Source organism: Nocardia sp. NPDC046763 (assembly GCF_040645495.1).
Taxonomy (GTDB): domain Bacteria; phylum Actinomycetota; class Actinomycetes; order Mycobacteriales; family Mycobacteriaceae; genus Nocardia.
Genome location: NZ_JBEYYI010000008.1, coordinates 228,777 through 241,618 on the forward strand (window position 1 = coordinate 228,777; position 12,842 = coordinate 241,618).

10 protein-coding genes are annotated in these 12,842 nt (G+C 68.5%); 3 read left to right on the forward strand and 7 right to left on the reverse strand.

Going from position 1 to position 12,842, the window contains the following annotated elements; translation table 11 throughout:
* Position 1: 1 nt before the first annotated feature.
* Both ABZ909_RS16270 and ABZ909_RS16275 read right to left on the reverse strand, forming a co-directional pair.
* The gene (locus tag ABZ909_RS16270) at positions 2 to 754 is read right to left on the reverse strand and encodes a DUF6319 family protein (protein ID WP_356999796.1); all 753 of its coding nucleotides are present in this window, start codon (positions 752 to 754) and stop codon (positions 2 to 4) included.
* A 240-nt stretch (positions 755 to 994) separates the two neighbouring features.
* Positions 995 to 1,402, reverse strand: a complete 408-nt coding sequence (locus tag ABZ909_RS16275) for a hypothetical protein (RefSeq protein ID WP_356999798.1) — start codon at positions 1,400 to 1,402, stop codon at positions 995 to 997.
* Positions 1,403 to 1,584: 182 nt separating this feature from the next.
* Between ABZ909_RS16275 and ABZ909_RS16280 the strand changes: the two genes are divergently transcribed.
* On the forward strand, positions 1,585 to 3,549 hold the full coding sequence (locus tag ABZ909_RS16280; RefSeq protein WP_356999800.1) for a molybdopterin oxidoreductase family protein: 1,965 nt from the start codon (positions 1,585 to 1,587) through the stop codon (positions 3,547 to 3,549).
* A gap of 18 nt (positions 3,550 to 3,567) precedes the next feature.
* Here ABZ909_RS16280 and ABZ909_RS16285 read toward each other — a convergent pair whose 3' ends face one another.
* The 5 genes from ABZ909_RS16285 to ABZ909_RS16305 form a co-directional block, all read right to left on the reverse strand.
* Complete coding sequence (locus ABZ909_RS16285; RefSeq protein ID WP_356999803.1) at positions 3,568 to 4,464, reverse strand: SGNH/GDSL hydrolase family protein; 897 nt, start codon at positions 4,462 to 4,464, stop codon at positions 3,568 to 3,570.
* 129 nt (positions 4,465 to 4,593) lie between these two features.
* The gene (locus ABZ909_RS16290) at positions 4,594 to 7,107 is read right to left on the reverse strand and encodes an MFS transporter (protein ID WP_356999806.1); all 2,514 of its coding nucleotides are present in this window, start codon (positions 7,105 to 7,107) and stop codon (positions 4,594 to 4,596) included.
* A gap of 121 nt (positions 7,108 to 7,228) precedes the next feature.
* Positions 7,229 to 7,888, reverse strand: a complete 660-nt coding sequence (locus ABZ909_RS16295; protein WP_356999809.1) for a PhoU domain-containing protein — start codon at positions 7,886 to 7,888, stop codon at positions 7,229 to 7,231.
* A 242-nt stretch (positions 7,889 to 8,130) separates the two neighbouring features.
* Complete coding sequence (locus ABZ909_RS16300; RefSeq protein ID WP_356999812.1) at positions 8,131 to 9,378, reverse strand: sensor domain-containing diguanylate cyclase; 1,248 nt, start codon at positions 9,376 to 9,378, stop codon at positions 8,131 to 8,133.
* 156 nt (positions 9,379 to 9,534) lie between these two features.
* A complete protein-coding gene (locus tag ABZ909_RS16305; RefSeq protein ID WP_356999815.1) occupies positions 9,535 to 10,413 on the reverse strand; it encodes a DMT family transporter in 879 nt (292 codons plus the stop codon).
* Between the two features lie 151 nt (positions 10,414 to 10,564).
* On the opposite strand from ABZ909_RS16305, the gene ABZ909_RS16310 reads away from it, so the two are divergent.
* On the forward strand, positions 10,565 to 11,185 hold the full coding sequence (locus ABZ909_RS16310) for a TetR family transcriptional regulator (protein WP_356999818.1): 621 nt from the start codon (positions 10,565 to 10,567) through the stop codon (positions 11,183 to 11,185).
* 57 nt (positions 11,186 to 11,242) lie between these two features.
* Positions 11,243 to 12,811: an FAD-dependent monooxygenase gene (locus ABZ909_RS16315; protein WP_356999821.1), complete on the forward strand. Its 1,569-nt coding sequence runs from the start codon at positions 11,243 to 11,245 to the stop codon at positions 12,809 to 12,811.
* Positions 12,812 to 12,842: the final 31 nt, after the last annotated feature.

The window sequence follows — 12,842 nt, forward strand, 5'->3', positions numbered from 1 at the left end:
GTCAGGCCAGGTCTTCGAGTAGCCGACGGGCCGATTCGAGTTCGGCCTGCAACTGCGCGACCTTGGCCTGCTGGGCGGCACGGACCGACTCGTGGATGGAGTCGACGACCTCGGCGAATTCGGGATGGAGAATCTTGGCGGCCTGGGCCACAGCGGAACTCGTGACCGGCAGACCCTTGATGGTGCGCTTCTTGCCGTTCACCACATCGAGGGTCCACTCCCCCTCGGCGGTGCCGCTGAGGGTGACCGTCACCTCCGGAGTCTTCGGCTTCTTCGCGGCGGCGGTGCTGGCGGCATTGCGAGCCGGACGCGACGCGGCGGGCTTGGCCTTGGCCTCGGGCACGGAATCCGCAGCCGGCTGCGGGGTCTCGACCTTGGCTTCCGGAGCGGGCGAAGCGCTCGGCGCGGTGGCCGGCATCGTCACGGGAGACGACATCGTCACGGTGGGTTCCTTCCTGGTTGCCGTTTTCGGTTGAGCTCCGGCCGGTTTGGCCGGGTTCTGCCGGGCCGGTTTGGTCAGGGTCACCTCGGTGGGACCGAAGGACAGCACATCCTTCGAGCCCGTCGGCTTCACCTGCAGGAAATCCCCCTCGGACGGATCCCCGAGGGACATCACCTTTCCGGAACGGCCTTCCGGGACGCCGACCGCCACTGCGGTGAACCACACTATTGGTGGTCGGCCCGCGTCGATTTCCGCGGCGATCTGCCGAATTTCGGTATCCGACAAGGGCTGTGGCTTGGTACGGGTCGACATGGGGCACTCCGGGCGGACGGGGCGGACATCTGCGTGCCAAGAGCATGCACCATGGCACCGACAAATCCACATCCGGAGAACGCACATGGTCACCGCCCGAGAGCCAGTGAACCGTCAGCTATTCCTACTGGTGCGGCCCACGGAGCATGGCCGGCGCTGGTGATCCTAAGCGTCCGCCCCTGTCCCCGCGCAACTTTCGAGGCAGCGCAACCGCCCGGTCGCCCGATTCGCGAGTATCGGTCAGAGTTGCTCGACCCCGCGCAGCACACACCGGACGGTCTGTGGCCGCGACACCGGATCCAGCCGCGTCTCCGTGGTGAAGTCCTGCGTCGAGCCCGGCGCCACCAGTACCTCGGTGCGTGTCCGTTCCAGATCGGTGGACTCCGGCGACATGAAACTGATCACCACCAGATACCGGTGCTCCACCACATCCCGATTGCTCACCACCGCCGTCGCCTGCCAGCCCGCCGAGGTCCCCGCGCAGGCGGTGACGAAGGCGCTGCGCTGCATCTCGCCGGTATCGGTGGACGCCATCTCGCTCGACTGGCGTTCGTGCGCGGCATCGGTGTGGCCGGAGTGAGCGCATCCGGTCAGCAGCGCCGCACATCCCGAGACGACACCGACGAGACCTCGGCCGGGGGTGATCATGAATCTCCCATTCCACCGCGCACTTCCGCCCCCGCACTCCTGTTGCGGCTGATTAGCCGCGCGCCGAGAGTACCCCAGCTCGAACGCGTGTCGTCACATGACGGCATGGGCGTGTCGTACCCGGAAACCGGCCGTATGCTCGCCTTTCGCGCGCCCGCGCGGACCTGCCTACGATCGATCGGGTGAAGGTTCTTGGAGCATGCCCACTCGACTGCCCGGACGCCTGCTCCTGGGTGGTGGACGTACAGGACGGCCGGGCGACCGGCCTGCGCGGCAACCGTGCGCACCCGGTCACCCGGGGCGCACTGTGCGTGAAGGTGAACCGCTACCTCGACCAGGTCCACTCTCCCGAGCGCCTCACCCGGCCATTGCGCCGGGTCGGCCACAAGGGCGAGGGCCGCTTCGAGCCGATCACCTGGGACGAGGCGCTCGACGAGATCGCCACCCGGCTCACCGGCATCATCACCGAGTACGGCGGCGAGGCCGTCTGGCCCTTCCACGGCACCGGGAGCCTCGGCTACATCCAAGGACTGGAGGGCTTTTCCGGCCGGCGATTCTTCAATGCGCTCGGCGCCTCCCTGCACGACCCGACCATCTGCTCCATCGCGGGCAGCACGGGGCTGAAATACACCCTGGGCACCGCGGGCGGCATGGACCCGGAGGAGCTGGCGCAGTCGCGGCTGATCCTGTTGTGGGGCACCAATCCGCTCAGCTCCGGCCATCATGTCTGGAAGTTCATCCAGGACAGCGGCGCGTACACGGTGGCCATCGATCCGGTGCGCACCCGCACCGCCGAACGCTGTGACGAGCACCTGGCCCCGCTCCCCGGCACCGACGCGGTGCTGGCGCTGGGCCTCATGCACGTCGTCGTAGGGCTGGGGGCCGAGGACACCGAATTCCTGGAAGCCCGCACCGAGGGCTGGCCCGAATTCCGTGACCGCATAGCGCAGTACCCGCCGGAGCGGGTCGCCGAGATCACCGGGCTGCCGGTGGAACGCATCGTGGCCCTGGGCGAACGCATCGCCCGCACCCGGCCCACGGCCATTCGCGCCTCGCAGGGGATGCAGCGGCACGCGGGCGGCGGGATGGCGCTGCGCACCCTGGCCTGCCTGCCCGGCGTCACCGGCGACTGGGCGATTCCCGGTGGCGGACTGCACTATTCGACCAGCGGGCACTTCCGGCTCGACACCCCCGCGCTGATGCGGTTCGACCTGCTGCCGCATCCGGTCCGGACGCTCTCCATGACCCGCATGGGCGAGGTGTTGCTGGACACCGACGGGCCGCCGGTCAAGGCGCTGTTCGTGATCGCGGCGAATCCGGTGGGCTCCAATCCCGATCAGCGCCGCGTGATCGAGGGCCTGTCCCGCGAGGACCTGTTCACCGTTGTCCTGGAACACTTTCCGACCGACACGGTCGACTACGCCGATATCGTCCTCCCGGCCACCATGCAACCCGAGCACCTCGATGTGCTGGCCGCGTACGGCAATCTCTATCTGGTCTGGAACGAACCGGCCGTTTCCCCGCCCGGCGAATGTCTGCCCACCACCGAGACCTTCCGCCGGCTGGCCCGGCGCCTGGGGCTGACCGAACCGGCGCTGTACGAGTCGGATGAAGACCTCGCGAACCAGCTGTTGAAACAGTACGACGTCGATCGGTTGCGCGCCGACGGCTTCCTGAAGATCGATCCGCGCCCGGTGCCCGTGGACAAGCTCCGGTTCGTGTCGGACCGCGCCGCGCGGGCGGGCCACGATCCGCTGGCCGGGTACACCCCGCCAGCCGATCCGGGCGACGGGCTGGTGCTGATCTCCGCGGCGTCGCACTACTTCCTGAATACCAGCTTCGGCATCGATCCCGAATTACGCAGGCGCGCGGGCGAACCGACCGTTACCCTGCATCCCGATGACGCGGCAGCGCGCGGCATCACGGACGGCGATCCGGTCACCGTCCACAACGGCCGCGGCTCCTTCGAGGCCGTCGCCGAGGTCTCCGACCGGGTCCGGCCCGGTGTCGCCGCGACCACGAAGGGCCGCTGGGCCAAGCACTCCGGCGGTTCGACGGTGAATGCCACGGTCGCGGAACGTGATTCGGACTTCGGTGGCGGCGCGGTGTTCCACGACAACCGGGTATCGATCACCCCGCGCCGCTGACGGAACGGCGGCGTCGGGTCAGGACGCGGCGTCGAGGGTCTCGAGGACCCGCCGCGCCTGGTAGTCCGCACCGAGCTGGTTGGGGTGGAACGGCACCGCGAGCCCGACCGGGCTGCCAGAGAACGGCAGCAGCCCCTCCACCCAGCGGGTGCCGACGGGCTGGCAGGCGTCGTGCCCGGAGCTGCCGCCGTAGGTGTCGACGAACTCGACTCGGGTCTCGGCGGCCACCCGCCCGAGCATGTCGTGCAGTTCGATCAGCTTCTGTCCCAGCCAGATGGCGTCGGCGTCGGAGATGGGGATCTCCGGCCAGCAACCGCCGACGAGGCCGATGCCCTCGAAGTAGTCGAGCAACAGGATGCGGGCGTGCGGGGCGCGCTCGCGAATGCCGGCGATGGTGGCGGCCACCCGGGATTCGGTGCGGACGATGTTCTGCGACATCCGGTCGGCGCCGTTCACCACCATCTCGTTCAGACACGGGCTGACGGCCGGATCGACTGTGATGCAGTCGGTGACGGTGGCCGCGAGATTGGCGTCATTGCCGCCGATTTCGAGGGTGACCAGGTCGGTGTTCTCGGTCAGCCGGTCGAACTGCGGCGCGTTGTCGCCGAGTGCGGTGTGCTGCGGCCGGGTCATGTCGGCGGTGACCGCGCCGGCGCAGGTGGCGTCGCGGAACACCGGCACGGCCAGGGCCGCGGCGACCTGCTTGGCGTAATTGTGGACGCTCTGCACGCAGGGCGCCGGGGTGAAGGCGGTGGTGAGCTGGCTCAGGGTGGCGTCGGCGGCCCAGGAATCGCCCAGGGCCACATACTCGTTGACGGCTGCGCCGGTCTTGGGGGAGGCTGGTGCGGCCTGGGCGGCGGCGGGCACGATAGCGGCGAGGGCGGCCACGGTCAGCAGCGCACGCGAGGTCTTCATGTCTGTTCTCCCCTCAACCAGCCCAATACCGAATGTTGTACCGTATTCAGATCGGAAACCCAACAGCGACACGACCGTGGCGCGCGGTGAATTGAAACAATCCCTACTCGCAACCTCTCCCGGCCGGGCTCAGACCCGATCCACCGACTCCCAGCGCTCCCGCTCCGGCGACTGCACCCGTTCGTAGCCCAGCCGGACATCGTGGGCGACCTCGCCATCGGCGACCGTAACCCGGCTGAACACCGCCGGATATCCCCGGGCCATCACGGTGTAGCGCCCCTCCGCCAGATCCGGCACGGCATAGCGTCCGGTGTCGTCGGTGCGGGTCACGGCGATCAGATCCCCGGCCTCGTCCAGCACCGTGATCTGGGCATCGGGCACACCGTGCCCGCGGTCGTTGCAGGCCGATCCGGCCAGCACCGCGCGCGGCGCCAATTCGATGTCGTGGCGCAGCATTCCGCTGCCCGGCACGGTCAGGGTGACCGCGGAGGGACGCATGTGATCGGCCACCGCGACCAGCGTGTAGGTGCCGGCCAGCACGCCGCGGCAGATGAAATCGCCCTCCGGGGTGGTGATCGTCGAGCCGACCACGTCGCCGAACGCGTCGGTGAGGGTGACGGTCGCATCGCCCAGCGGCGCACCGCGTCCCACCGACCGCACCACGCCCGACACCTCACCGGATCCGAACAGGGCCACATCCAGGCGGTGCGGGCGGCGGCCGACCGAGATGGTCACCGCGGCGGGCTGATACCCGAACGCCGACACGATCAGTACATAGCCGCCCGCCCGCGGAACCCCGATGACATAGCCGCCGTCGGGCTCGCCGACGGCTCGCGAAACCTGGCGTCCGCGTTGGTCGATGAGGGTGAGCACGGCGTTGGGCACCGACTGGCCGTCCTCGCGGTGCACACACCCCGACACCGACAGCCCCGACCGCTCGACGAAATGCAATTCCGGCTCCGGCTCGGGCTCGAGTTCGGGTTCGGGTTCGGGTTCGGGTTCGGCGATCTCCTCCATGACCGGCGTCGGAACATCCTGCAGCGGAATCTCTTTCATGAACATGAGCACGAACGCCGCCACCACCGCCACTGCGGCCGCCACGAAGAAAACCCCGCCCATGGCGTGGGTGAAGCCGGCCAGGATGGGTACGCGCAGCTGGTCCGGCAGTGCCGCGATGCCGCTGGTGTTGCTCTGGATCCGGCCCAGCTGCCCGGCGTCGAATCCCGGGGGCAGCTGTCCACCGAAGGCCGCCAGGATCTTACGCGGCAGCAGGTTGAACAGAATGGTCAGGAACACCGCGACGCCGAGCGTGCCGCCCATCTGTCGGAAGAAGGTGGCCGACGCGGTGGACACACCCATATCCGAGCGCGGCCCCGCGTTCTGCGCCGCGATGATGAGCGTCTGCATGCACCCGCCGAGGCCGAAACCGATGATGCCGCAGTACAGCAGCGGCTGCCACAGCGGGCTGTCGTAGTGCACGAACGCGAACAGCACGGACCCGGCGGCGATCACCAGTGAGCCGAGGATCGGCAGCGCCTTGTAGCGCCCGGTGAATTTGGTGATGAGCCCGGACAATTGCGCGCCCAGCATGATGCCCACCACCAGCGGCAGCATGAAGAGCCCGGAGCGCGTGGGCGAATATCCGCGTACCACCTGGAAATACAGCGGCACCAGCACGATCGCGCCGAACATGGCGACACCGACGATGAACCCGCCGAGGATGGCGATGCTGAAGGTGCGATTCGCGAACAGCCGCAGCGGAATCAGCGCGCTGCCCTTCATGCGGAATTCGACGATCAGGAACAGCACCAGACCGGCCGCCGCGATGCCGTAGCAGAGCAGCGCGCGATGGGAGCCCCAGCCCCAGTCCCGGCCCTGCTGGGCGACGATGAGCAGTGGAACCGTGCCCGCCGCAAGGGTTATCGCCCCCAGCCAGTCGGTGCGGTGGCGGTGCCGCGCGAAGGGCACGTCCAGCACCTTGCCGACCACGATCAGCGCCAGCACCCCGATCGGCACGTTCACCAGGAACACCCAGCGCCAGCCCGCGAGCCCGAGAATGTGGTCGGCATTGGAGAAGAAGCCGCCCAGTACCGGCCCCAGCACCGTGGCGATGCCGAAGACCATCATGAAATAGCCCTGGTACCTGACCCTTTCGCGGGGCGGCACGATATCGCCGATGATGGTGAAGGCCAGCGACATGAGCCCGCCCGCGCCGACGCCCTGCAGCGCACGGAATCCCGCGAGCTGGTACATGGAGGTGGCGAAGGTGCAGCACACCGAGCCGATCACGAAGACGCCGATGGCAATGAGGTAGCAGGGTTTTCGGCCGTAGATGTCGGCGAGCTTGCCGTAGAGCGGCGTCGAGATGGTGGCGGTGATGAGGTAGGCCGTGGTGGCCCAGGCCTGTTTGTCGAAGCCGTGCAGGCTGTTGGCGATGCGGACGATCGCCACGCTCACGATGTTCTGGTCCAGCGCCGCCAGGAAGACGCCCAGCAGCAGGCCGGACAGGATGGTCATGATCTGACGGTGCGACAGCGTTCTCTCGATCGGCGCTGCCCTGTCGCTCGGTGCCGGGGCGACCCGGACCGGCGCCGCCACCCGCGGCGGGGTGGACACCGATGTCTGGGTGGAGATGTTGGTCATGTTTGGGGCCCTTGTCGGATTTCGACTGTCCGTACGTGCGGTACTACTCGAAAAGACCTCGCCATGAAGCAATTCGAGCAGCCTACTCCCGCCGATCGGGGCCCCTCACACGAGGTGGTGGTTACGTCTCCGTTTGCGCGTAGAGCGGAATACCGGTGTGGAAGAAGCGAATGAGCCGCCCGATGCGCACGCAGTGGTCGGCCCCGCGCTCGTAGTGGTGGGCCAGCAAGGCGATGTCGATGGCCATGGCCGACCCGTGCGGCCAGCCATCATCGGCCGCCAACTCCACCAGCCGGCCGCGCAGCCGCTCCAGGTTCTCGTCGCGCGGCACCAGTGCGCGATCGCGCGGCGGGTTCTGCGCCGCAATGACTTTGCCCGCCAGATCGGTGAGATCGGTGACTGCGGCGGACATTTCCGCGAGCAGGTCGAGCACGTGCTCCGGGGCCACCGCATTCGGGTAGCGGCGCACCACTACATCGGCCACCCGGCTCAGGGCGCGGCTGACCGCCAGCAGGTCGTCGGCGATCTGCATGGCCGTCACCACCTGGCGCAGGTCGCGGGCCACCGGCGCCTCCAGGGCGAGCAGGATGACCGACCGGTCCTCACATTTCGCGTGCTCGATCTCCACCTGCTCTTCGAGCGCGAACACCTCGTAGGCGGCGGTCAGGTCGCTGCCGAGGAGCGCCGCCGCGGCCCGCTCGGAGGCCTCATGTGTCAGCCGCGCCATATGCGCGAGCTCATCGGTCAGCGCTATCAGCTCGCTGGAGAATTTCGTGCGCACTCGCATATCTTGGCCGCCCACCCGCATGCCTGCACACTATCGCGGCAAAACCTTTATCCCCGAACGGCTCTCGATTCTCTTCCCGAGGTAAAAACAGACCGCCCAGTCGGACGCGAGCCGGCTCCCGATGGTCACCACCTGCTCGAATACCGTGCTGCGCCAGAGGAACAACGGACCCGTGGCCACCAGAGTTGCCCCAGCGCGCTCTCATAGCCGTCGGACACCCACGTGTCGGCCATGGCCTACTGCTCGGCTGCGGGGCCGTTGTCGGTGCGGTGCAGTACCCAGGTGCCGCGGCCGGCGGCCTTGGCGCGGTACAGGCCGGCATCGGCGTCGTCCAACAGCTTTTCGGCATTCGCGCCGGCAACCGGGGTGACAACGGCGCCGATGCTGGCCGAAATCGACAGCAGATCGCTGGGACCGACCGGAACCGGGTCTCGCAGTGTGGCGAGCATGGTCTCGGCGGCCGCGTGGGCGGTGTCGTCGTCGCAGGGCGGTGCGAGTAGTGCGACGAACTCGTCTCCTCCGATGCGGGCCGGCGTGACCGTGGGCGAGGTCAGGGTCGCGTCGAGCCTGCGGCCGACCTCCGCCAGCACGCTGTCTCCCGTGTGGTGGCCGTAGCGGTCGTTGATCAGCTTGAACGCGTCGAGATCGAGGAAGCACAAACCGATCTGATCGTCGGGCCGGGCCGCCGCGACAATGGCCTCCAACTGCTCGAGCAGGTAATGACGATTCGGCAGACCCGTCAACGGGTCGTGACGAGCCTCCCACCACAGTTTCTGCTGCATAGCTCGCCGTTCGGTGATGTCCTCCCCGACGGCGAGCACGCGCACCTCACGTCCGTCCGCGTCGTGCACCAGCGTCATCGTCCATGCACCCCAGCAGACGCTGCCGTCGGGGCGACAGAAGCGGCCTTCCAAGTGCGCGGTGCCGCTTCTGCGCTTGAGCAAACCGACGACCGCGTGACGGAGTTTGTCGCGGTCTTCGGGGTGCATCAAGTCCAGAGCGGACACTCCCGGCAGGTCCTCCTGGTTCATCCCGACCATCCGTGCCGTCGTGGCATTGGCCTCGAGCGTGATGCCGTAGTCGTCGTAGAGCGCGATAGCCACCGCCGCGTTGTCGAACACCACGCGGAAGCGTTGCTCGGCAGCCTCCTGGCTGCGGGCGTGGACGTCCAGCAGCTCGGTGGTGTAGCCGCGGCCCAGCTCTCCCAAGAGTGCGCCGAACCGCTGCGCTCGATCCGGCCGCTGTGACCGCTCCAGCAAACCGGCCAGCACCGCCGCGGTCGGGGTCATCATGGCGGGGACCGTCAGGTTCGACTGGACCATTTCGACCCCGACTCGGCATGCGGGCGACGGGTCGAACGCCTCAGCCGACAAGGCAGCTTCCAGCTCGACGATCCATCTTGTCGTCAACTGGCGGATGTCGTGCGGCACCGATGCCGGCACGCCATCGCAATCGACCAGGGCCGCCGACCATTCCCGCGCCATGTCTGCAACCTCACGACCGTCCATCCGTGAGGACCTTCCTCCATAGCCGGACCATCGTGGTCCAGCACTTCCCCCCACTCGCTAACAATGAGCATACGAAAGAACCGCTGTGCCCGGTTCGGTGCCGGCCGCAACCGGCCGAAGAGGGCGGCCGAGCTAGGCCGGCGCGGGCTCGGCCGCGGGCTGCACCCGGGCCCGGGCGGTGCCGAGGATCGAGCCCAGGATCACCAGCGGGAAGCCGATCGCCATGCCCGCGGTGAGGGACTCGTCCAGCAGCGAGACGCCGATCAGCAGTGCCACCGCGGGATTGATGTAGGTGATGACGGTGGCGCGCGACGGGCCGACCTCGCCGATCAGGGCGAAGAAGACCACGAAGGCCAGCGCGGTGCAGATCAGGCCCAGGCCCACCACCGACCAGCTCGCCCCGGCGGGGAAGCGAGAAGGCATGCGCCACAGCGCGAACGGCAGATAGATGGCGGCGGCGAAGATCAGCGACCCGGTCACCACGCCGATCGGCGGCAGCTCGGCCAGCTTGCGGTCGATGATGATCGGACCCAGCGCGTAACCGACGACACTCACGCCGATGGCCGCCAGCGCACTCAGATTCGAGACGTCGATATCCAGACCGACCAGGGCGGTCACGCCCGCGAAGCCGATCACCAGGCCGAGAATGCGCCGCGGGTCGAGGCGCTCGTGCCCGAGGCGGGTGGTGAGCACGATGGCGATCAGGGGCACCGCCGCGATCAGCAGGCCCACCGTGGAGCTGGTCAGCCTGGTCTCGGCGCGCCCGATGAGCAGCCACGGACCGGTGATCTCGACGATCGTATACGCCAGCACCCAGCGCCAGTGCCGCAGTGCCGGCCGCAGCACCCGGGTGGACAGCGCGATGGGCAACAGCACCAGCGCACCCAGGAGGGTCCGCCCGAAGGCCACGAACACCGGATCGAAATCCCGCACCGCGACCCGGATCATGGCGTACGGCACACCCCAGATGACACCCATGCCCAGGAACAGCAGCCAGCCGCGCTTGCTCACCGCCCCACCCCGCAACCTCGTCGCACGTCGCGCTCCTTCCGAATCCCCGGGAGCGTAAGCCACGCCGCCGACACGTAGGCCACGAGTAGCGGCAAAAAATTTCCCAGCGAGCAATATTGCCCATCAGGCACGTTTTGCGCATACTGGAGTCATGCCGGACGAACAGCCCCTCGGTCTCCGCGAACGCAAGAAGCTCGACACCCGCAAAGCCTTGAGCGACGCGGCACTTCAGCTCATGTTCGAGCGCGGCCTGGAGAACGTGGTGCGCGAGGACATCGCCGCCCGCGCGGGAGTGTCCGTGCGCACCTTCAACAACTACTTCTCCGGCAAGTACGACGCACTCGCCTACCGGCACCTGGCCCGAATCAGCAGCGCCGTCGAGATTCTGCGCTCCCGCCCGGCGAACGAGCCGCTGTGGGAGTCGCTTACGGCGGCACTGCTCGAGCCGCTCGAGGCGGAACTCGCCGAGTCGCCCGGGTATCTGCCCTCCGCCACGGAGCTCGCCGAGGTCCGGAAACTGGTGGCCGCCCCCGAGACTCGGGCCCTGCTGTCCAAGGGTGTCGAGGACAACCTCATCACCGCCATCGCCGAACGCACCGGCACCGACCCGGAACTCGACCTGTACCCCCGGCTGGTGGCCGGAGCGGCGGGCGCCGCGCTGCAGGCCGCCTTCGAGGTCTATGTGCGCACGGCCCCGGCCGTCCCCGTCACCCATCTGCTCCGGCAGGCCCTGACCGCGCTCGCGGCGGGCCTGCCGAAACCACCGGCATAGCAGCGCCGCTCTCGCCGGTTTCTCCAAATACCCTCAACGACAAGAGGTTTATTTGCCATGCCCGAAAACATCGTCGACATCGTCATTGCCGGAGCCGGACCCAACGGTCTGATGCTCGCCTGCGAACTCGCACTCGCCGGCCTCCGCCCGATCGTGCTGGATCGACTACCCGCACCCAGCCCCGAGCCCAAGGCCAACGGCCTGGCCGGGCAGGTGGTCCGGGTCCTGGATATGCGGGGGCTGTACGGCGCGTTCAGCGGCAGTCCATCCGCACCGGCCCCGACGCCGCGCTACATCTTCGGCGGCCTGCCCCTGGATCTCACTGCCGTACAACCGAATCCGGTGCACGTCGTCTTCAAGCCGCAGCCGGAGATGGTGGAAATCCTCACCAAGCGCGCCATCGACCTCGGCGTGGACCTGCGCTGGGGACACGAGCTGACCGACATCGATCCCGCCCGTGACCAGGTCACGGTCACGGTGTCCGCGCCCGACGGGCCCTACCCGTTGACCGCCCGCTTCCTGGTCGGGGCGGACGGCGGTAAGAGCCTGGTGCGCAAGCGGATCGGGATCGAATTCCCGGGCATCACCTCCGACGGGCACGTCAGCCGGGTCGGCCATGCCACCCTGCCCGGCGAGTTCCGTTCCGGCGACGGCGGCATCGAGATTCCCGGGGTGGGCCGATTCGGACTCGGCCATCATCGGCTCGAACGCGGCATCTTCATCTACGCCGAACTCGATCCGGGCCGGCCGATCATCGGAACCATGGAATTCCAAGGCGGCGAGCAGTTTTCCGACGACGAGCCCCTGACCTTCGAGGAACTGCGCGAGAGCGTCGAGCGCGTCCTCGGCGCCCCGCTGCCCATCACGCCGCCGCCCGGCCCGGGTCCGCACACGCTGCGCCGCACGATCGGCCAGAACACCCGGGTAGCGCAGCACTACCGGCAGGGCGCCGTCCTCCTGCTCGGCGATGCCGCACACGTGCATTCGGCGATGGGCGGCCCCGGGCTGAACCTCGGCCTGCAGGACACCGTCAACCTCGGCTGGAAGCTCGCGGCCGAAATCCGGGGCTGGGCGCCCGAGGGCCTGCTCGACACCTACGAGTCCGAACGCCACCCGGTGGCCGAACGCGTGGTGATGTACTCGCTCTCCCAGGCGGCTCTGGTCTCCCCCGGTCCGGAAATCACCGCTCTCCGAGAGCTTTTCGGCGAACTGCTGCGGCTCCCGGCAGCGGCCGCCCATATCGCCGGGCTGCTGGCGGGCTCGGACATCCGCTACGACGTCGGCGACGATCATCGGCTGTCCGGCTACTTCTTCCCCGACTGTGCCCTCGAAACAGCCGGCGGCCCAACCCGGATCGCTGAACTCCTGCGCGACGCCCGCCCCCTCCTGGTGACCTTCGACACCGCCCTCGATCCGGTCGCCGCCGCGGCGGGCTGGACCGACCGCGTCACACCCATCGCCGCCACCGCCACCGCCACCGACGCCCCCGTCGCGGCACTGCTGATCCGCCCGGACGGCTACGTGGCCTGGGCGACCGACGACGTCACCCCGGCCGCTCAGGAGGGCCTCCGGAACGCCCTGCATCGATGGTTCGGCGCACCCGCTCTGCACGGCTCGACCGCATAGCGGCGTCGTGCGGGCTCGATCAGGCATCGCC